This is a genomic window from Agrobacterium sp. 20P9.1.2 (genome assembly GCF_057799395.1).
On record NZ_JBYOKI010000011.1, the window covers coordinates 13,022 to 33,229 of the forward strand.

The window sequence follows — 20,208 nt, forward strand, 5'->3', positions numbered from 1 at the left end:
ATCCCGTTGTTTAGCCCTTCAGGCCGGTGTGCGCCAGTCCTTCGACGAACTGCTTCTGAGCGATAATGAAGACGATGAGGACGGGCAGCGCTGTCAGCGTGGCAGCGGCGAGTTGGATGTTCCACATCGGCCCCCCATATGCATCGGTGTATTGCGTCAGTGCCTGCGGCAGCGTGAACTTGTCGGCACTAGACAGGAACACAATCGGTTCCAGAAACAGGTTCCACGAGTGCAGGAAGGTGAAAATCGCGACCGAGGCGAGCGCCGGCTTTGCCAGCGGCAGCGCGATCTTGCGGAAGATCTTGAAACGGCCGAGACCATCGACGCGGGCTGCCTCCTCCAGTTCGGTCGGCAGCGTCACGAAGAACTGCCGCATCACGAAGGTGGCGAACACGCTCGGTGCGCCGAAGATCGGCACCAGGATCAGCGGCCAATGGGTGTTGACCATGCCGGCCTTCAGGAACATTTGGAAGAGTGGCACGATTGTCACCTCCGAAGGGATCAGGAGGCCGAGCAGGACGATCATGAAGATCGTATCTGCGTAGGGAAATCTGATCCGCGCGAAGGCGTAGCCGGCCATCGACGACACAACCATCGTACCGATGGTGACGACAGCGGCGATATAGGCCGAATTCCAGTACTGCTGGACGAAAGGCTGCAGTTCAAAGACTTTCGAGTATGTCGTCCAGTCGTAGTTCTGCGGGATCAACTGCGGCGGAAAGGCAAAAATGTCGCTGATCGGCTTGATCGACGAGGTGACCATCCACCAGGTCGGAAAGACGAACGGAATAAGCAGAACGCACATCAGGCCGTATAGCGCCACCCGCATGCGCGCCGAAAGGTCAGTTTTCATAGAACACGATCCTCTTGCGCATCTGCCACTGGGCGAAGGTCAGGACGGCGACGATGACGAAAAGCAGGATGGAGAGCGTCGCGCCGTAGCCGAAATAGTGGAACTGGAAGGCCTGCTGGTAGAGGTAATAGACCAGCACAGTGGTCGAGAGGCCGGGGCCGCCCTGGGTCAGGACCGCGATCTGCGCGAACACCTGCAGCGAACCGACGATGGTGATGATCGAGGTCAGGAGGATGGTCGGGCTGATCAGCGGCAGGGTGATCCGCCGGAACTGCTTGAACGCAGGCGCACCATCGATGCGGGCCGCTTCGTACAGCTCCTTCGGCACGCCCTGCAGGGCTGCGAGAAACAGGATCATGTTGAGCCCGACATTCTTGAACACCTGCACGACGATGACCGAGATCATCGCGGTCACCTCCTCGCGCAGCCAGTTCGGGCCCTCGATGCCGACCATTAGCAGCATGCCGTTGATGCCGCCGTTCTTTTGCAGGAGGAAACTCCAGACGATCGTCCAGGCGACCAGCGAGACCACGACCGGCGAGAAGAACAGCGTGCGGAAGACGGCGATGCCGGCGAGCTTCTGGTTGAGCAGGACGGCGAGCAGCAGCGCCAGCGACATGTTGAGCACGACGAGACCGACCGAGAAAATGGCCGTGGCACCAAGCACCTCGAGCAGGTTGGTATCTTCAAGCACCATCCGGTAGTTCTGGCTGCCGGTGAAGGTGAACGTGTTGGCGAGCACGTTCCACTCATGCAGCGAATACCAGAACACCAGGCCGAGTGGCACCAGCACGAAGGTGATGATGCCGATCAGTTGCGGCGCGATGAACAGGAAGCCGGCGAGGCTGTCGCGCCGCGCGATCGTCCAGAACGGCGGCGGTGCGCCGGTCTTGGACGTTTTGTGATGATGCTGCGCGACAGCCATGGCGATCTCCTCAGCGCTTCAAGAGCGGGCCGATCTGGCCGCAGATTTTCTGCAGCGTGCCGGGAACGTCCGCTTCCGGGCGCCAGACGGCATCGAGGTTTGAGCGCACCATCTGCTGGATCTGGGCAAAGCCGCTATGACCGGGCATGACCTTGCCGGTGGCGATGCCGTTGATCACGACCTTTTCGATCTGCTCTTGGCTGAGCAGCGGATTTGTCTTCTTCAGCACCTCGGCATTCAGCAGCGACTTGCGCGCCGACGGAAAGAACTGGCTGAGTTTCGCCGAGTTTTCCGCGTTGGTCATGTAGGCAACGAACTCCGCCGCCGTCTTGGCGTTCTTGCCTGACTGCATGACGCCGATGCCGGCCTGGCCGATCAGCGCATACTCCCCGGCCGGGCCCTTCGGCAGCGGCACGAGATCCCAGGAGAACGGCTTGTCCTTGGGCAGCAAAGAAGCGCGGCTGATCTGCGTGATAGTCATCGCCGCATTGCCGGCGAAGAAGTCGACGGTCTCTCCGGGGCCGGGCATCGCCTTCTTCGTGAAGATGGCGTCGTGAATGACGGACAGGGCGTCCGCCATCGGCTTGTTGGCCATGCTGCAGGTCTTGCCGTCCTCGCTCCAGGGCGACGCGCCCCAGCCATTCCAGACCGACGTCAGGTACTGCCAGTTCTGGTAGTTGAAATCGCGCACGACCAGGCCGCCCTTGCCGGATTTGCCGACGGTCGAGGCCGTGGCGATGGCGTTATCCCAGGTCCATTCGCCGCTTGCGATCATCTCGGCCGGGGTCTTGGCACCGGCGGCCTTAATGACGTCGTTGTTGACGAACATCGCAAATGGCGAAGTGGAGAAGGGATAGGCATAGAGCGCGCCATCCTGCGTCCAGCGTTCGGTCGCACCGGCGCTGACTTCCTCGAGATTATAGCCTTTGGCCGCCTTCAGCGTGTCGGTCAGCGGATAGAGCGCTCCGGACTTGACGAAGTCGTAAGCCGAAGTCTCAAAGATCCAGGCCATGTCGGGGGCGTTGCCACCGGCAATCTGGGTAGTCAGAGCCGTCGTGTAGGTATCGAACGGCAGCGACTCGTAGGCCACCGTGACGTTCGGGTGCTCTTTCTTGAAGCCGCCGGCGATCTCGTTGAACAGCTTCAGATGTGCTTCGTTGGCACTCCAGATGGTCATCCGCAGGTTCACGGCGTCCTGAGCCTGGGAAATGCCGCCCAGTCCCAGAAGGCCGAGCGCGAAGGCAGTCGATTTCAACGTCAGGTGATAGGGCATTCCCAGTCCTCCTCCAAAGATTGGTTCGAGCTACAGATGGTAGTGTGGCTTAATAGGCCGCGACCTCGGGCCAGCGGATCTCGATCCCCTCGCGGGTCAGTGCTGCCTGGAAATCGTGAAGGTGCTTGTCGTCGGCCTGCACCTGATGAGGCGTCAGGCCCTTTTCGAGACTGAAGGCGGCGAGCATTCCTGCAACCTCGCCGATATTCCATTCGACCGGATGAAGGCGGTAGCAACCGTTAGTGATATGGGTCGTGCCGATGTTTTTGCCGGCCGGGATTAGGTTTTTCATCCGTTGCGGCAGAAGTGCGCCGAGCGGGATTTCGAACGGGCAGGACGGCACGTCGACATAGTTGTCGCCACCAGTCGAGGGGTGCAGGTCGATCCGGTACATGCCTATGCCGATGCTGTCGCGGTAACGCACCGCACCCTTTTCGCCGCGCACCGTGAAGGACAGATCCTGCTCGACGATGCGGGTGACCGGCTTGATGCGCCGGCTCTCACGCACATACGGCGCCATGGCAAGGCCGTGCTCGGTGCCGGTGATGTCGCCACGCAGCCGCAGGCCACGATAACCCTGTCCGCCATCGAGGCGCGGCGCTTCCGTCTGCAGCCAGTAGAAGACCGAATAGGACAGGTCGGCGGCCGACTTCAGGTGTCGTGCCTTTTCCGCTTTGGAAACGTCGATGATGGTGCCGTCCATGTAGTCGATCATCGGCCAGTTCACGAGGCAGATGTCGGACTTGTAGAATCCGGGTGCAAAATTCTTGCGGGCAGCGATGCGCCGGAAGATCCAGAGATTCTCGTCACCGCCACCCTTGCGCTGGTCGGCATCGACGAGAAGCGGATCATCATCGGGGTTGGGCGTGAAGGAGCGGGTCGTGTGCTCCAGCGTGCGCGGATGTGGGGCGGTTAGACCCAGCATCGGGCCACCCCAGAAATGCGGCTGATACTGTTTCCAGTAGTCGTAGTTCTCCGGCTTGTCGATCGTCCGGTCGCCGTCGACATGGTCGATGGCAAAGCAGATCGACACGGCTTGGACATTGTCCGGCTGCGCCTGCGCCCCCGCGCTCGGCTCGCCGGTATCCGATTGTGCCTCGAACCCCTTGGCATATTCGGCACCGGTCATCGGCAAGAGATCGCCAAGCTCGGTGGCATCGAGGATGTAGTCGGCGGAAATCACGATCTCGGCGCCGCTGTCGCGGTGACGGACGGTAATCGAACGGACGGTATCGCCGTCAACGTCGGCTGCCACAGGCCGATAGGGTTGCAGCACCTTCAGGCGGTCAGCGCCGCGATAAGATGCGAGCATGCTTTCCATGACAGCAAGGCTGACGCGCGGCTCGGCACAGATGCGGCTGACCCAGCCGGCACCGGGATTGAGGTCGCCCCAGGCGCGGGCACCTTCGGTGAGCGGATAGTGATCGCGGTAATACTGACGTACGCCCTGACGCAGCTTGCGATAAGAGCGGGTGATGCCGAATTGCTCGACCCATGTATGCTCGTCGGACGGCACGGCCTGACTGGTGAGCTGACCGCCGATCCAGTCATATTCCTCCGTCATGATGACGCGTTTGCCGGCGCGCGCAGCACCGAGTGCTGCCGCAACCCCACCAAGACCGCCACCCACGACAAGAATATCTGCTCGCATCTCTTTCACGTTATACCATCCGTTTTTTGTGCTGGATCTGAAGGACAGGGTCCCAGTGTCTCTCCCTCGACGGGCTCGCAGGGAAGAAGGATCTGAGTGCCGATGCCGCCTGTCTCGATGCGGGTCACCAGCATAGCGGTCGCCTGTCGGCCCATCTCCTCACGGGGAATCTCGTAGGAGGTGAAGCGCACCGCGCTGCGTCCAGCGCGGATGTGACTGCCGAGCACGATCATCGACAGTTCGCGAGGCACCGAAATCCCACGCTCGCGCGCCAAAATCTCGACCCGTACAGCGTCCGCCAGTTCTATGAAGAAGGCAGCCGTTGCGCCCGAGGAGAGGATCGCATCGAGGATCTCGTCGGCGGGACGATTGACGCTGGCGACATGCAACGCCTGTTGCGCACCGGTGGCCGACAGCGCCACCTGGTATCCGAGCCAGCGGTCGGCAACGGATTCCGCCGGGCCCTGCGGCCCGACATAGGCCAGTTTCGAATGGCCGAGCGAGCAGGCCTTCTCGACCAGCGCGCGGGTGCCGGACGCATAGTCGCCGCCGACGTAAGGAACGGGTCCGCCAGCGTCCTCACGTCGGCCAATCGCCACGAACGGGTAATCCTCGGCCACCAGTCGGGCAAGTTCTGCGCGATCGAATTCGCGCCCGAGCACAAGGCAACCGTCCGCAATGCGCAGCCGGTTGCCTTCGGAAAAGATCTTGCGGTTATTGCCGACGCCGGCGCTGGTCAAAAGCAGCAGGTCGTAGTTCTGCTGCTGCGCCTCTTCCTCGATGCCGAGCAGGAAGGGCGTGAAGAAGTCGGCCTGGGCGCTCGGAAAAGCCGGTTCGTAAGTGAAAACGCCGAGGATCCGGTTGAGACCCTTGGCCATGCGACGGGCGATCGGATCTGCGACATAGCCGGTCGTGCGGATGACCTTCTGCACACGCTCCCGGGTTTCCGCCGGAATGCGGGCGATCGCCGTCGGCGCACCATTCAACACGAGCGAAACGGTGGCCTGGCTGACGCCGGCGAGCTTCGCGATATCGTTCTGGGTCAGACGCTTGGTTGCTGCCACGGTGCCGTTTCCAAAAGGCAATAGTTTGCTAATGCGTATTAGCTGATAATGCGCATTAGCAGTTCACAGGCCCTTCCTGTCAAGCGAAAAATCAATGACGCAACCAAGCACAGCACCGAGCAACCGCAACTTGGGGTGAAAGGATGGCTTGAAATTCGATAGAGATGCGCTGAAAAGACGCCGGCTTTGCATTGTGGCGGTTCTCGCCCCCCTATCACGCTAGCCGATCAAGCGCAGATGCGCATTTTCGAAAGCGTAGCCGTCATCTCGTGAGGACGGCGTGAGAGCTCCTGAAATCCGAGCTCATGGTAGCAAGCTATTACCTGTTGATCGTCGGTGAAAACCTCCAACTCGCGCTCTTGAGCGGGATCGAACCTTCAACCCAATACTAATTTGGCCCCTCATCGGAAATACAGTTACTGCTACGAAAACCGAATTTCTGATTATCGGATCAAGCGTGGATATTTTAGCCAAGTCTGGTGATTTCAAACTATTCGTTTTCTTTCGAGATTGCCGCCATCCCCTTGAAATTGCCTCAGCGCATTCTCCACGGAGTGAGCTCTACCCAGAGAGGCCAAGGCAGTATACAAACCGTCGTCAGCCCTCCCCGCCCAGTTTAAGCAATCAATAAATTTCGACTTCCGCTCCGTCTCTGCAATAGGGTCTGCTAATGAACCTCTGGCATGGAGACGCTCTCTCCACAGCGCTCGACCATCCACCAATGTGACGGTCACCTGATGAGCGATTCGGTCAACACCCCGCTCCTTTTCAGCGCTGTAGGCGCTCATAGTTACCTTCGACATATGACGCCGGATATCCGGTCTGAAAATTGCCTCGCGCGTGAAGTTCGCAAGAGAAAGCCTGCCCTGATTCAGTGCGGCTGCGAGACAATACGGCATTGAGAACCGCGCCTGCATCTCATCGGCTGGCTCTGGATAGGCCAGATTGTCAACGGCAGACCGCCCCACTTTCGTTTCTATGCGTTGCACGCCATCAAGCGAGAATCCGTGCTCCATCTGCAAATCAAGCGCAGCATCAATGACCCGATGTGTGGAAGCACAACACGGGTGAAGTTTCGTTACCAACCCACGGGTTTCGATGATGTGGGATTCGTCCAGGCAAAGCGCATCCCATCCGGTTGCCTCAGCACCTCCAAACAAATCCAGAAAGCCTTGGACTCGCTCTAGAATATCCAGTCGTCCAGTCATTCCCGACTGTGCAAGACATGCTGCCTCAACCGCGTTACGCGCGGCAATACCCGCGTGAAGCGGTTTTACGGATGTTCCGAACTGACCTTTAGGACCTGAAGCAAGGCTGACCGCGATACTCATCGCCTGTGCGACATGCGCGTCGTCAAGACCAAGAAGCACGGCGACACCTGCTGCTGCACCAATGCAGCCAACGGTAGATGTGCCGTGCCAGCCCCTGTTGTAATGGGACGGGTTAACGCCGAACCCAACCGCGGCCTGCGCTTCGAGACCAGCGAGATAGGCACGGATGAGCTGATTACCAGAGATAGCGCTGTTCGCAGAAGCGATGGCCAGCAAGGCAGGCACGAGAACGGCGGACGCATGGGCGCGTGCCGGGTGGAAATTGTCGTCGAAATCCAGACAATGGGCAGCGGTCCCATTGATCAAGGCTGCGATAGAAGGTGATGCCCTTCCACCGGTGAATAAAGCTGAAGCACCGTTTGAACCAATGTCTTTGGAAAATGCTGCCACGACAGAGCGAGGTGCCGGATCGGTTACTCCGGCGATCATGCAGCCGATCGTATCCACGATAGCTTGTTGTGCAAGCGTGCAGGCATGTTCAGAGAAGCGCTTTCTTGAAACCACATGCGTTGCGATTTTTTCCAACACTGTTGCCATTGCCTAGTGTCCCTGCCAAGTCTCTACTCTTGGCAGTACTATTGGAAGGCTTCGTTCGATCCTGCAATCTTATGCAGTTTCAGGGTCATCCTATTCGTTTTTTGGGAGAGAGATTGATGGGAGACAACGAGATAGCCATCAGCAACAAGCATATTCATGCCTATGACGCGATTGCCGCTACCGGTTCCACGATAGCCGCCGCTGCCGATCTAGGTATATCCCAGTCGAACGCCAGCCGACTTCTCCACCAGCTTGAGCTCTATCTCGGCGTGCGGTTGTTTGAGCGGGATAAGAACCGGCTCTCCATGACACGTGAAGGCTTGGCGTTGGGGCCGGAAATCAGATCGATTTCGGATCGGCTGACGGCGTTGAAGGTGACAGCGCAAGAGCTGGAAAATGGTCGCTCAATCGAAATTCCGTTACGGCTGGCGTTTCCCACAAGCCTTTCGGTGACACTGCTCCCGCGTTTGATCAAACGTTTCAGGGTGGAAAACGGACCGGTCAGGATCGAGGTCGCATCTGGGAGTTACGTCGCAATCGAGCGGATGGTTACTGACGGCCAGGCAGACATTGGTTTCACCCGCCTGCCCTCGCCGACACCGGGATTGCGCAACGACTATGTGCTGCCCTCACGCAATATTTGCGTCATGCACACCGATCACACGCTTGCCGCGCACAAGACGTTGACGGTAAGTGATCTCAAGTCGCACGACCTGATCCTGTTGAACCGCGAGCGGCCGATACGCCATGAGCTAGAGGCGCAATTCTACAAACAAGGCCTTCGGCAGCGCCCGGCGAGGGAGGCGCATTCCGTCGGTTGTGCCTGCGCGCTTGCGGCGGAAGGGCTGGGTATCGCCATTGTCAGCGAGTTGCTCGCGCTTGAATATGGGGCCATGCCCCTTGTTTTCGTCCCGCTTGAACCAGCACTCATCGTTGACTACGCAATCGTCAGTTCAGATCGAACCACTTTACCCAAATCAGCTGTGCCATTTCTGCGGTATCTAAAGGAATGGTTCGAGACGCAGGATACTGCGCGGCAAAATGGACAACGGGGGCAGGACGAATGATCAGTTTCAGACAGTTGGAAGTGCTGAAGACCCTTCTTGCGACGGGATCGACGATTGCGACAGCGAAGAGCATGGGCCTCAGCCAGTCCGGGGTCAGTCGTCTCTTGCAACAGCTCGAATCCGATCTCTCCCTGCGGCTGTTTGATCGCGACAAGGGCCGGCTCGTTCCGACACCAGAGGCCAGCATTCTGGCGCGTGATGCGGAAACGGTCCTCCTCGGTTTAAACCGCTTTTCGAGCCTAGCGGAGGATTTGCGCAGTGGTGCCACCGGGCCGGAACTGGTGCGTATCGGTCTGCCAAGCAGCATGTGGGAAAACTTTGCCCCGGCGATGCTGCTTGATTATATCAGTGAATATCCCACAGTACGGATCGAAACCTTCTTCGAAACCACCTCCAGCATCGCAAGGCTGGTCGAGCAGAAGGTCATCGATTTCGGCTTCCTTCGTTACGAGGATCAGGTAGGTCCGGGAATTGATATGGAAAAGGTGGCGACTGGATCGAGTGTGTGCGTCATCCCGAAAGATCATCCGCTGGCAACGGCGACCGAAATCACGCCCAAGGACCTGCGCGGCGAGCCGCTGATACTCATTGGTCGCCAGAGACCGAACCGCATGTTGCTCGACCAGGCCTTTAAACGCGCCGGTGTGAAACAGAACGTCAAGATCGAGACACATACCAACAGTTCGGCGTGCTCTTACGCCGCCCACGGCTTGGGCATCGCTATCCTGAGTAGTTTTTTTGCCAACCTCTATCGGCACCTGCCAGTCGTGCAGCGGCCGTTTATTCCTGCGTCGAATCAGGAGTTCGGACTGGCCACTCCTTCCGGCACCTCTTCCTCTCTTGCTGCAAAAGCGCTCATGGACGCGCTGAAGCGACAAATCGTCATTTCCCAAAAAGATAAAACCTAACAAGTCGTTAAAGATCTTTTGGATTAGCCCCATCATCCAAACGGAACGCATTATCTGCATAAAGCTATGATGAAAATGCATAATATTGCGCAAAATTCGCTCATCGCTCATAGTCTGCACATAAACAGCCGGTGACTTTGCAGATCCGGCCCCGCCAATCGTGTTCAGGGGAACCGATGATTAGATTTATATTCAACCGCCTGCTCATGGCGTTGCCAACCATGGTCATCGTTGCCATTACGGTCTTCGCGTTGATCCGTTTCATTCCGGGTGATCCCGCCGCTCTCATGCTGGGCGACATGGCTACGCCGGATCAGATTGCCGCCATGCGCACCGAGCTTGGCCTGGACCTATCGATGCCGCAACAGTTTCTGGTCTGGAGCGGCAATGTGCTGACCGGCGACTTTGGGCGCTCGATCGTCAATAACGAAGCGGTTTTACCACTCGTCGTGTCGCGCTTCATGGTGTCTGCTGAAATCGTTATCATCGCCGTCATTCTGGCGAGCCTGATTGCCGTTCCCGCCGGCGTGATTGCCGCATGGCGTCAGAACAGCGTCACTGATTTGGCGCTGGTCGGAACCGCCACGGTTCTGCTGTCGATCCCGACATTCTGGCTCGGACTGTTGCTGCTTCTGTTCTTCGGCCTCAAGCTCGGCTGGCTGCCGGTTCTCGGATATGTGTCGATCAGCGACAATCTAGTCGGGGGCCTGCTCTATCTTGTCCTGCCGATCATGACTCTGGTGATCCACGAGGCGGGTGTCCTGATCCGCATGGCGCGTGCTTCGACGCTCGAGGTGCTGCGGCTGGATTACATCACTCACGCTCGTGCCAAGGGCCTCTCAGAAAGCGCCGTTCTCTGGAAGCACGCGTTCAAAAATGCCTTCGGCCCGACATGGACGATGATCGGACTTATTCTCGGCAATCTTCTCGGGGGCATCGCCGTCATTGAAACGGTGTTCACCATTCCAGGCCTTGGGCGCCTGATGGTGGATAGCATCTTCCAGCGCGACTACCCGGTCATTCAAGGCTGCCTTCTGTTCGTTGCCTTCTCCTACGTCGTGATCAATCTGATCGTTGATCTCCTCTACCCTCTGTTTGATCCGCGTGTGGTGGCAGAATGAAACATTTTACTCTCAATGGCCTGATCGGCGGCCTGCTCATAGCAGTCCTTCTGGTCGTCGCAGCCATCAGCCTGTTCTGGACACCATTCGAACCGATGAAGCTCAGCTTCACGGCCCGTCTCGCCGCACCGGGCGCACAACATTTGCTTGGCACCGACGAATTCGGCCGCGATGTTCTCAGTCGCCTGATGATCGGCGCGCGCGCCAGTGTCTGGATCGGATGTTTGACCGTAGGTTTCGCCACCCTAGCTGGGACACTGATCGGGTTGATCAGTGGTTATGCCCGCGGCTGGATCGATGGCGTCATCATGGCCGTCAACAATGCGCTTCTTGCTTTCCCGGGCATCCTGCTGGCACTCGGTCTGCTCGCCGTATTCGGGGCCAATCAATACGGCATCATCTTCGCGCTCGGCATCGCCTATACGCCGTCCATGGCACGTGTGGTTCGCGGTGCTGTTCTATCGCTGCGTGAACGGGAATTCATCGAAGCCTCGAAGATCATGGGCAACAGCGAGATTTTCACCATGGTGCGGCACATTCTGCCCAATTGCGTGGCGCCGATCACCGTTCTTGCCACGTCCATGTTCGGCTGGGCCATTCTGTCTGAAAGCGCCCTGAGTTTCCTTGGCCTCGGCGTTCCTCCACCTGCGCCCACCTGGGGCAATATGCTGGCGGCTGGCCGTCCCTTTATTGAACAGGCCGTCTGGCTCGGACTTTTCCCCGGCCTCTGCATCGCACTGACGCTGCTCGGCATCAATCTGCTTGGAGATGCGCTTCGCGACAAACTCGATCCCCGCATGAGAGGTTTGAAATGACACAGGAAAAACTTCTCAGTGTGCGTAATCTCTCCCTGGAGATTACCCATCGCGGCGTCGAAGTCGTGAAGAATGTCAGCTTCGATCTGGAACCGGGAGAAATCTTTGGGATCGTCGGGGAAAGCGGCTCCGGTAAATCGCTTGCGACCCGCGCGCTGATGTCGCTGCTACCGCCCGCCATCCGCAAAACCGGCGGCGATGTGACCTACAAGGGTCGTGACGTCACATCGATGAGCGAAGCAGACTTGCGCCGCCTGCGCGGTGCCGAAATCGGGCTGGTGTTTCAGGAGCCGATGACGTCGCTCAACCCGTCCATGACCATTGGACGGCAGTTGCAAGAAGGTCTTACCCTTCATACCAAATATACACCGGCAGAACGGCGCACCAAAATCCTTGCCATGCTTCAGCGTGTAGGAATTCGTGATCCGGAAGGGGCGCTCACATCCTATCCGCATGAATTTTCCGGCGGCATGCGCCAGCGGATCATGCTGGCCTCGGTGATGCTTCTGAAGCCCGCATTGCTGATTGCGGACGAGCCGACGACGGCGCTCGATGCCGTCATCCAGCGCGATGTCATGGAACTGATGGTCGAGCTGACCAAGGCCGAAGGCACGGCTGTTCTGCTGATCAGTCACGATCTGCCGATGGTGGCGCGTTATACCAGTCGCATCGTGGTGATGGAAAAAGGATCAATCGTCGAGGCTGGAACCACAGAACAGATCCTTGAGACGCCAAAGCATCCCTATACCCGCAAGCTTCTGTCATCCCTGCCGATCCGTGGCGAGGTGAGAGCTATCAATACGGCAGCGGCACCGATGGTGTCGGCCAAAAACATCGTGGTCGATTATCCGGGCCGCAGATCCCTGTTGAAGAAGGGAACCGCCAAACGCGCTTTGCACGGCGTGTCCATCGATATCCACGAGGGCGAAGTTGTCGCACTGGTGGGCGGTTCTGGGTCCGGCAAGACGACACTTGGCCGCACCATTGCCGGTCTGGTCAGCGAGACCGACGGTGAAATCCTATTTCAGGGTCGCAAGCGTGATGCCGACTGGGAGGATTATCGACTGAACTGCCAGATGGTGTTTCAGGACCCTTATTCCTCGCTCGATCCGCGCATGACCATTCTGGCTCTGGTGGAAGAGGCGCTGCGACTGGTTCCCGATATTGACCGCGCCGCCAAGAAAAAGCGCGCTTATGAAACGCTGGAGGAAGTCGGCCTTGGTGCCGAATATGCCCTGCGTTATCCGCATGAGCTTTCGGGTGGGCAGCGGCAGCGTGTGGCGATTGCCCGCGCAATCGCGCGGCGTCCCCGCTTCCTGATTGCGGACGAACCTGTGTCGGCGCTCGACGTAACCGTTCGTGCACAGGTGCTATCGCTCTTTTCCGATCTACAGAAGCGCTACGGTTTTTCCTGCCTGTTCATCAGCCATGATCTTGGCGTCGTGGAACAGGTGGCCGACCGCGTGGTCGTCATGCAGGACGGGCGCATCATCGAACAGGGTGATCGCAACACAATCTTCGACACGCCGAAAGAGGCCTACACGCGACGCCTGCTTTCGGCCATTCCCGCACTCGACCTCAACGAGACCGGCGGCGTCAAACTGAAATGGCGTCTGGAGAACTAAAAAATGACAAACAGCACGACAATTCAAAAGATTTCCGGCAGCGTGGCCGAGCGCCTCAACGCCGTCTGTGACGAGCAGGATTTCATTACCCGTTTCAGCATTCGCAACCTGCTGACCGGCGAAACCTTCGACCGCGACGCGGATGAGGAAACGCCCTCCGCCAGCACCCGCAAGACATCGATCATGATGGCAGCGTTGAAAGCCGTCCATGAGGGCAGGCTCGATCTCGAAGAGCGGATCACTTACGAGGCACGTTTCGCCGAGGAGGTTGCAAGTGGCATGCTTCGCTACATGACGCCCGGCCTGGTCATCTCTCTTCGAGACGCCATCACTGGCATGATGGTGCTAAGCGACAATGTCTGTACCAAAATGGTGTTCGAGCGGCTGACGCTGGAGGAGGTTGATAGCTACTGCAAGTCGATCGGTATGAGCGGCACCCATCACCGCTTCCTCATTCCGCCGCTGGCCTTGTCGCCCGACCACACGTTGAAGTCGGTTACGACGACAACGGCGAGCGATCAGCTATTTCTGCTCCAGACCATCCTCGATGCGCAGACATCGCCGGAAGCCGCCGCCAAGCTTGGCGCTTCGCAGGCGCTATGTGCCTATGCGCTCCAGACATTGAAGAACCAGATCCTGCGTTATGCGATCCCGTCCCGGCTGCCATTCGGCACCGTGGTCGCACACAAAGGCGGCACGGGCAAACGCGGCCGTATGAATGCCGGCATCGTCTATCGCGATGGCGCGCCGCTCTACATCATCACAGCCTTTACCGATCAGGTGCCGCAGGAAATGCCTGATGGCACGCCGGGCTACACCCTGTCGCTTGAAACCATCGGCAGACTATCCCGCGTCTGCTGGGACGCATTTTAAGCCTTGAGAACAACCATAATCACCAACAAAAGAGGGTAACATGAAAAGCATTCTTCTCGCCGGAACGATCCTGATGTCACTGACCGGCATTTCCGCCGCGCGCGATATCGTAATTGCCCAAAGCTCCGATCTGCGCAGCAGCAATCCTGGCGTCAACCGCGACGGCAACACGGACGGCGTCATTCTCCACATCGTTGAAGGCCTTGTCGGTTATGCCAACAACGGCGAGGTCAAGCCTTTGCTCGCGCAGTCCTTCGAGATGTCCGTTGATGGCCTGACCTATACGTTCAAGCTCCGCCCGGACGTGAAATTTCATAACGGCAAGAGGCTGACGGCAGAAGATGTGGTGTGGAACTGGAACCGCTACATGGACCCGGCGACGAAATGGACCTGTATCAAGGACTTTGATGGCAGCGGTACCGTGAAGGTCACGGGCATCAAGGCGGTCGATACACAGACCGTGACCATGACGCTTGAAAAGCCGTCTGCCGTTTTTCTCGGCCTGATGTCGCGCCCCGAATGCGGTTACACCGGCATGATTTCACCGGACTCGGTTGCTGCGGATGGCACATTCGACAAGCCAATCGGCACCGGCCCGTTCAAATGGGACCAGTGGAAAAAGGGCGAATATATTCATCTGACCAAATTCGATGACTACGCCTCGCCCGCCAACAATGGCGAGCCGGATGGCATGGTCGGCTCCAAGCGTCCGCTGGTCGACGGCATAAAGTTCATGGTCATCCCTGATGCCTCGACTGTGAAGGCTGGTTTGCAATCAGGCGTGCTGGATACGGCGGAAATTTCTCCCGACTTGATCCCTGAATTCGAAAAGAGTGAAAAGGCCAAGGTCATCGTTTCGCAGAACAACGGCAAGAATCTGTTCTATATCCAGACGCGCGATCCGATCCTGGGCAAGCCCGGCGTGCGCCGCGCCATAGCCATGGCGCTTGAGCTGGACGAACTGGTTGCCGCCGCATCCAACGGCACCGGCAAGGCAAATGGCTCCATGGTCGCTTCGGACTCCGTCTACTTCAGCGAAACCCAGAAGACGCGCCTTCCCTACGATCTCGAAGCGGCCAAGAAAGAACTCGCGGCTTCCGGTTACAAGGGCGAGCCGATCAGCATCATCGCCAACAAGCGCGGCAACGTGCCGAGCTTCCCGGCAGCAGTCATTGCCCAAGCGATGCTTCAGCAAATCGGTCTCAACGTACAGATCGAAGTGCTCGACTACGCCACACAGGTGGATCGCCGCCGTTCCGGCAACTACCAAATCATCTCGCAATCCGTCGCACCGCGTCTCGATCCGGCACTGATGTACAGCTTCTATGTGGGCGACAAGGACAAGAACGCATCGCTGATGTGGGATAACCCCAAGGCAATCGCATTGATGAAATCCGCCTATGCCGAAATCGACACGGCGAAACGCCAGGCCATCTTTGACGAATTCCACAAGCTGATGCTTGAGGAAATGCCGGGGATTTTCCTCTATGACATGATCGACGTCTGGGGTGCGACGAAAGCCCTGAAGGGCCAGCCTGTCTGGCAGTCCAACGCCCGCCTTTGGGAAGTGTCCCTCGATAAATGACACATGACGACAGCCCGGTGCCGCGACGATGCGCGGCGCCGGAGTGACCTGCAGATTGGCTGGTTCATTTGCAAACCTGCTCCAAGACCATCCAGACTTCCGTGAGGATACAACATGCCAGAGACTGCCGCCTTGCAATCGCTCATCCAGACCCTTGATGCGCTGGCACCCGATTTTACCAGTATTAGCGACAGGATATGGGAGTTTTCGGAACTGAAATTTCACGAAGTTCGATCATCCGAGCTACTGGTTGAAACGCTGAAACAAAATGGATTTTCCGTTCAGCAAGACATCGCTGGCATGAAGACGGCCTTCATAGGCGAGTATGGGCGCGGCAAGCCTGTCATCGCATTTCTCGGCGAATACGATGCCCTGGCGGGCATGAGCCAGCACCCGGGCGTGGACCGGCAAATGGCAATCGAAGAGGATGCAAGCGGCCATGGTTGCGGCCACAATCTTCTGGGAAGCGGCTCGATGCTGGCTGCGATTTCGCTGGCAAAACATCTGGAAGCCAACGGCCTTCCCGGCACCGTGCGCTATTACGGCTGCCCTGGCGAGGAAGGCGGTTCCGGCAAGACATTCATGGTGCGCGCCGGTGCCTTTGCCGATGTCGATGCGGCCTTGACCTGGCATCCTGCGCCGTTTAACGGTGTGCGCTCGACTAACAATCTCGCCGTACTCGAATATTATTACCGCTTCAAGGGCATTGCAGCTCATGCGGCAAACGCCGCGCATCTCGGCCGCTCGGCGCTTGATGCCGTCGAGTTGATGAATGTCGGCGTCAATTTTCTACGTGAGCACATGCCGCAGGACTGCCGTGTCCATTATGCCATTACCGACGCTGGCGGTCGTGCAGCCAATGTCGTTCAGGCAAAGGCCGAAGTTCTCTACCTCGTACGGGCACCCGAAATGTCCCAGGCGCTCGCGCTGGCGGAGCGCGTCGATGAGGTTGCGCGAGGTGCTGCCATGATGACCGGGACGGAGGTCGAGATCATCTTCGATACGGCTGCCACCAATCTGCTGCCCAATCTGACGCTTGAAAATGCAATCCACAATAATCTGGTCTCAATTGGCCCGGTACCCTTTGACGAAGCCGATATAGACTTCGCCCACAAGATACAGGCGACCTTTACTGACGAGGCGATCAAAAGCAGCATCCGTCTTTATCAGATCAAAAAGGACATCTTTTCGAACCAGAAGATCGACGGCTCGACACCACTGCATCTCGGTCTGCGTGACTTCGAAGGCCAGTCCCATTTCCGCGCAGGATCGACCGATGTTGGCGATGTCAGCCGGGTAACGCCAACGGCACAATGCTGGGCACCGGCTTGGGCAATCGGCACCAATCCACATACATGGCAGGTCGTGGCTCAGGGAAGAAGCGCTGGCGCCCACAAGGCGATGATCCATGCAGCCAAGGCCATGGCCGCAACCGGACTTGACCTTTTCACCTCGCCAAAACTGCTACTAAACGCCAGAGCAGAATGGCAGGAAAAGATAAAAGAAGAGCCGTATGTCTGCCCCATACCGGATCACGTATCACCCGCTACCCCATAAAGTTATTCTGCGTTCAAGCGAGGCGAAGCTACTGACCAACTGATCGCAGGAGAACGAGCGATGTGGCTAGTGCTTAGATCATCCGTTCTCAAACCAGCGTACGAGTTTTGACAATCGGCCACGAGTGCTAATCGACGGTAACGCTCGTGAAAGGAAACTATCGACGATGACCGAAAAGGATGTTGTTTGGTTGCTTGCCTTCCGAAGACCGACAACGCTTCTGCAGGACGTGCGTGATGTCGCAACTGAGCGAGGCGCAACCACTCTTGCTGTGACAGATGTTGGAGGAACGCGCATCGATCCACCACCCGAACATCATATCCTTGTATCCAGGGGAAATCCCGGTAAATCGCAGTCGCTTGTTGTTCCGATGACCATCGCAAACGCGGTAATTCTGGACCTGGCATCCATTGATAGCGGACGGTCGATCAGATCACTCAGTGAGTTCAAGTCTTTCAGGGCGTCAACTCGTTTCATCGGGAGTTGGAGGCCAGTAGTACTAAGAATTTATCGTCACGCCCTTTACGCCCAAGCGGATAAGCCAGCCCGCGCAGCGCCAGCCAGACCGTTGATACGTCTTTGGATCACCTTGTTTAAAATACACCCCTTCGAGGCATTGCGGGTATGGCCACCGGGCTCCGGCATGTCTTATAGAGCATCAGCCAGAACCAGGTCCGGCCATAGGGACTTCGTCGGTCGTCAGGCGGTATTCCGACATGTCTGCGGGCGTGAGATAGTAGAGCCGGTCGGGCGGTGTCTCCAGTGCATGGATCCACAAACCGGCGCCGATACCCATTTCGTCGAGATGTCGCGCGACGCGCGCGGTGGTTTCCTGAGCGCTGGACATCGCCTCTTCCGCTGAAGGCCGCTCGATGCTGCCATTGAATACCTGATGTACGCCCACCACGGCATCTTTTTCGGCCGATCGTGTCACACCACCGGCAAAGACGATTGGGCAGGAGGAGGCACAAAGCGCCTTTTCCGCAACCTTCGTGGCTATATTCTTCTCCCGGATCAGCTTTGACATCGCAATAGCATCATCGACCGAACCACCCGGTGAGTTCAAAGAAACCAATTTGATATACTCGCCACGGGCCTCGACTTCGCGGGCAAAACGGCTTGCTGCGCCTGGGTCGATAGTCCCTTCGGCAACGAGTATCCCGCCCGAGACAAGATTGAATGTCATCGGCTTGCGCAAGACTTCCTGCGGGCTCGAGGGTTGGACCGGCGGCGCGCCCGGCGCGGTCGTCGGCGGGAGAAAGATCGGCACGTCCGGCAATGTTTCAAGACCCGGTCGCGCCGCTTCGGCCGTGCTGATCTCCCGGACGTCGATTACCAGAAAGGCGGCGGCTGCCGCAAGCAGCACGTAGAAGGCGCCGCGCATCAGCACCCCGTCGTCCATGCTGATCACGGCCTTGAGCGCGGATGCCGGTTTCATGTCGCCGGACCCTTGCGCGGCGTTTTGTTGAGACCGAGACTGGTGATGTTGTTGGCCTCCGTCTCGTCATTTGCGTCTTCAGCTTCGACAATGACATTTTCCGTGGCCTGAACTTCTGTAGCTGACATCGCTTCAGCGGCAATGGCCTTCTGCATCGCCAGCGTCTGCATCAGTTCTGCCACGGTGATCCGTTCGGCGAACGGCAGGGTCTCTTCCTGCCGGCGGATTGCACCATTCACCACGGCCAGAATGAACACCATGACACCTGGCAGCAGGTCGATGGAAATAGCCCCGGCCCATGCGGGAATGAAGTCGGAAGCATAACGCAGCACGGCTTCCGCCGACGAGAGCGGCACAAAGCGCCGCTCGGCCACGGGAGCACGCGAGAGAATTTCGTCAGCGGCGTCAGACAACACCTTGGATTGCGCCGCGACCGATGTGCGGATCGTTTCCATCACGCGGTCCTGACGACTGATCAGATCCTGTTCGCCGCCGTCGGGGATTGGAGCGATGAAGCCAAGAGAAAGATCGTCGGCCGCACGGCGGATGGAAGGAGCGATCGAGGTTTGCCCGAGCGAGGCAATGACTCCGGTAAGTGCTACGACCTCCGACGAGAACTTGTCTGCGCGCGGTTCTACGACGCCGGGTGCCGAGACGAGACCACGCATGGTTTCGAGGCGTTTCTGGCCTTCGTTGAACAGGCTGGTAACCTGCTCACGCGAGGCATTGATGCCGTTTTCCAGTTCGTTCAGTTGCGACGACATCTGTGATAGCAGCGAGACGACACTGCCCGAACCGGTGGTGCCGGTCAGCGCACCCGACTGTCGTTCGGATGCCGCAAGCTGGGTGAAACGCTCCTTGGCGCGTTGAATGTCCGGCAACAGGCTCTGTGCTGCCAGAGCATTCTGGTGCGCCTGATCCAGATCTTCTGTGTAATCCTCGACCGTTTCCGCAAGATGCTGTTCAAGTGCCGCCGATCCTGCGAGAGCGGCTGCATTCAACCAGCTCGACATGGCCAGGATCATCACGCAACCGACGGCCATCACCGCCAGCATCGCAGTGCGACTGGAACGGCTGGTGACGTGCGGATAAAACCGCGCCATGTAGGACCAGAAGGCATAGATGCCGACGGATACCGAGGCCGAGTAGATGATGGCAGCAAAAAAGACCGCCGTTGGCGAGCCGTCCAGAATGCTGCGCACACCCAGATAGGTGTAAACGCCGGACGCGAGTGCGAGAACGGCAAGGGCGAAACGTGTCATCGTTTCGACCGCCACCAGGCTTTCCTGCAAGCGATGCGATGCGCCAAGCGCCATGGGCGATCTCCGAAAAAGGAATGTATTCCTTAACACTGATGTAAAATTCGGCGAATTCAAGGCTGCTAAAATGCGAGGCGTCCGCAGTCTACTGTAGCCGGTCAACTTTCAGTTATTATGGCGTGAAACACGCGCGGCGTGGGTCTTCTGGTTCGAAACGACATGCGGACGCACCACAACTCAGCCGCACGGCTCCAGTTGATGTAGAGGCGCTGACGACGAAAAGGCGCGAGCTGATTTTACGTAAAGCCCGTGCACAGGATCAGCTG

At 58.2% G+C, this 20,208-nt stretch carries 16 protein-coding genes; 8 read left to right on the plus strand and 8 right to left on the minus strand.

Translation table 11 applies throughout. The features are described from left to right. Positions 1 to 10: 10 nt before the first annotated feature. From AC27VJ_RS21935 to AC27VJ_RS21960, 6 genes are all read right to left on the minus strand, one after another. Positions 11 to 853 carry a carbohydrate ABC transporter permease gene (locus tag AC27VJ_RS21935; RefSeq protein ID WP_113089550.1) on the minus strand — a complete coding sequence of 281 codons (843 nt, stop codon included), beginning with the start codon at positions 851 to 853 and terminating at the stop codon, positions 11 to 13. Beyond that, positions 843 to 1,778, minus strand: a complete 936-nt coding sequence (locus AC27VJ_RS21940; RefSeq protein ID WP_488685817.1) for a carbohydrate ABC transporter permease — start codon at positions 1,776 to 1,778, stop codon at positions 843 to 845. Before AC27VJ_RS21940 ends, AC27VJ_RS21935 begins: the two co-directional genes overlap by 11 nt. A gap of 10 nt (positions 1,779 to 1,788) precedes the next feature. Then, positions 1,789 to 3,051, minus strand: a complete 1,263-nt coding sequence (locus tag AC27VJ_RS21945) for an ABC transporter substrate-binding protein (protein ID WP_488685818.1) — start codon at positions 3,049 to 3,051, stop codon at positions 1,789 to 1,791. Between the two features lie 49 nt (positions 3,052 to 3,100). Beyond that, positions 3,101 to 4,702, minus strand: coding sequence for an FAD-dependent oxidoreductase (locus AC27VJ_RS21950; protein ID WP_488685883.1), 1,602 nt, complete (start codon positions 4,700 to 4,702; stop codon positions 3,101 to 3,103). 5 nt (positions 4,703 to 4,707) lie between these two features. Further along, positions 4,708 to 5,766, minus strand: coding sequence for a LacI family DNA-binding transcriptional regulator (locus AC27VJ_RS21955; RefSeq protein WP_488685819.1), 1,059 nt, complete (start codon positions 5,764 to 5,766; stop codon positions 4,708 to 4,710). A gap of 485 nt (positions 5,767 to 6,251) precedes the next feature. Beyond that, positions 6,252 to 7,634 (minus strand): MmgE/PrpD family protein, encoded by a 1,383-nt coding sequence (locus AC27VJ_RS21960; protein ID WP_488685820.1) that lies wholly within the window; start codon positions 7,632 to 7,634, stop codon positions 6,252 to 6,254. A 71-nt stretch (positions 7,635 to 7,705) separates the two neighbouring features. Between AC27VJ_RS21960 and AC27VJ_RS21965 the strand changes: the two genes are divergently transcribed. The 8 genes from AC27VJ_RS21965 to AC27VJ_RS22000 all read left to right on the plus strand — a co-directional run bounded on the left by AC27VJ_RS21965 (position 7,706) and on the right by AC27VJ_RS22000 (position 17,185). Next, positions 7,706 to 8,701, plus strand: a complete 996-nt coding sequence (locus AC27VJ_RS21965; protein WP_488685884.1) for a LysR family transcriptional regulator — start codon at positions 7,706 to 7,708, stop codon at positions 8,699 to 8,701. Beyond that, on the plus strand, positions 8,701 to 9,609 hold the full coding sequence (locus AC27VJ_RS21970; protein WP_113089566.1) for a LysR family transcriptional regulator: 909 nt from the start codon (positions 8,701 to 8,703) through the stop codon (positions 9,607 to 9,609). Before AC27VJ_RS21965 ends, AC27VJ_RS21970 begins: the two co-directional genes overlap by 1 nt. 176 nt (positions 9,610 to 9,785) lie before the next feature. Further along, on the plus strand, positions 9,786 to 10,730 hold the full coding sequence (locus AC27VJ_RS21975) for an ABC transporter permease (RefSeq protein WP_113089556.1): 945 nt from the start codon (positions 9,786 to 9,788) through the stop codon (positions 10,728 to 10,730). Continuing rightward, positions 10,727 to 11,545, plus strand: a complete 819-nt coding sequence (locus AC27VJ_RS21980; RefSeq protein ID WP_113089557.1) for an ABC transporter permease — start codon at positions 10,727 to 10,729, stop codon at positions 11,543 to 11,545. The genes AC27VJ_RS21975 and AC27VJ_RS21980 overlap by 4 nt, the downstream gene beginning before the upstream one ends. Further along, a complete protein-coding gene (locus AC27VJ_RS21985) occupies positions 11,542 to 13,170 on the plus strand; it encodes an ABC transporter ATP-binding protein (RefSeq protein WP_353578597.1) in 1,629 nt (542 codons plus the stop codon). The genes AC27VJ_RS21980 and AC27VJ_RS21985 overlap by 4 nt, the downstream gene beginning before the upstream one ends. 3 nt (positions 13,171 to 13,173) lie before the next feature. Continuing rightward, entirely contained in the window at positions 13,174 to 14,043 is an 870-nt protein-coding gene (locus tag AC27VJ_RS21990; RefSeq protein WP_353578596.1) for a serine hydrolase, read from the plus strand. A gap of 40 nt (positions 14,044 to 14,083) precedes the next feature. After that, positions 14,084 to 15,628: an ABC transporter substrate-binding protein gene (locus AC27VJ_RS21995; RefSeq protein WP_488685821.1), complete on the plus strand. Its 1,545-nt coding sequence runs from the start codon at positions 14,084 to 14,086 to the stop codon at positions 15,626 to 15,628. A 114-nt stretch (positions 15,629 to 15,742) separates the two neighbouring features. After that, the gene (locus AC27VJ_RS22000) at positions 15,743 to 17,185 is read left to right on the plus strand and encodes a M20 family metallopeptidase (RefSeq protein ID WP_488685822.1); all 1,443 of its coding nucleotides are present in this window, start codon (positions 15,743 to 15,745) and stop codon (positions 17,183 to 17,185) included. Positions 17,186 to 17,843: 658 nt separating this feature from the next. On the opposite strand, the gene AC27VJ_RS22005 is transcribed toward AC27VJ_RS22000, so the two are convergent. Together AC27VJ_RS22005 and AC27VJ_RS22010 are read right to left on the minus strand one after the other, a co-directional pair. Further along, the gene (locus AC27VJ_RS22005; RefSeq protein WP_488685823.1) at positions 17,844 to 18,623 is read right to left on the minus strand and encodes a COG3904 family protein; all 780 of its coding nucleotides are present in this window, start codon (positions 18,621 to 18,623) and stop codon (positions 17,844 to 17,846) included. After that, positions 18,620 to 19,939, minus strand: a complete 1,320-nt coding sequence (locus AC27VJ_RS22010) for a hypothetical protein (protein WP_353578592.1) — start codon at positions 19,937 to 19,939, stop codon at positions 18,620 to 18,622. The genes AC27VJ_RS22005 and AC27VJ_RS22010 overlap by 4 nt, the downstream gene beginning before the upstream one ends. Between the last annotated feature and the right edge of the window lie 269 nt (positions 19,940 to 20,208).

What these genes read in the sequence shown, in the direction of transcription:
- AC27VJ_RS21935 (WP_113089550.1), bottom strand. Translation starts at nt 853, where the DNA reads ATGAAAACTGACCTTTCGGCGCGCATGCGGGTGGCGCTATACGGCCTG.
- AC27VJ_RS21950 (WP_488685883.1), bottom strand. Translation starts at nt 4,702, where the DNA reads ATGCGAGCAGATATTCTTGTCGTGGGTGGCGGTCTTGGTGGGGTTGCG.
- AC27VJ_RS21995 (WP_488685821.1), top strand. Translation starts at nt 14,084, where the DNA reads ATGAAAAGCATTCTTCTCGCCGGAACGATCCTGATGTCACTGACCGGC.
- AC27VJ_RS22010 (WP_353578592.1), bottom strand. Translation starts at nt 19,939, where the DNA reads ATGGCGCTTGGCGCATCGCATCGCTTGCAGGAAAGCCTGGTGGCGGTC.
- AC27VJ_RS21940 (WP_488685817.1), bottom strand. Translation starts at nt 1,778, where the DNA reads ATGGCTGTCGCGCAGCATCATCACAAAACGTCCAAGACCGGCGCACCG.
- AC27VJ_RS21990 (WP_353578596.1), top strand. Translation starts at nt 13,174, where the DNA reads ATGACAAACAGCACGACAATTCAAAAGATTTCCGGCAGCGTGGCCGAG.
- AC27VJ_RS21985 (WP_353578597.1), top strand. Translation starts at nt 11,542, where the DNA reads ATGACACAGGAAAAACTTCTCAGTGTGCGTAATCTCTCCCTGGAGATT.
- AC27VJ_RS21975 (WP_113089556.1), top strand. Translation starts at nt 9,786, where the DNA reads ATGATTAGATTTATATTCAACCGCCTGCTCATGGCGTTGCCAACCATG.
- AC27VJ_RS21980 (WP_113089557.1), top strand. Translation starts at nt 10,727, where the DNA reads ATGAAACATTTTACTCTCAATGGCCTGATCGGCGGCCTGCTCATAGCA.
- AC27VJ_RS22000 (WP_488685822.1), top strand. Translation starts at nt 15,743, where the DNA reads ATGCCAGAGACTGCCGCCTTGCAATCGCTCATCCAGACCCTTGATGCG.
- AC27VJ_RS21945 (WP_488685818.1), bottom strand. Translation starts at nt 3,051, where the DNA reads ATGCCCTATCACCTGACGTTGAAATCGACTGCCTTCGCGCTCGGCCTT.
- AC27VJ_RS22005 (WP_488685823.1), bottom strand. Translation starts at nt 18,623, where the DNA reads ATGAAACCGGCATCCGCGCTCAAGGCCGTGATCAGCATGGACGACGGG.
- AC27VJ_RS21960 (WP_488685820.1), bottom strand. Translation starts at nt 7,634, where the DNA reads ATGGCAACAGTGTTGGAAAAAATCGCAACGCATGTGGTTTCAAGAAAG.
- AC27VJ_RS21965 (WP_488685884.1), top strand. Translation starts at nt 7,706, where the DNA reads ATGCAGTTTCAGGGTCATCCTATTCGTTTTTTGGGAGAGAGATTGATG.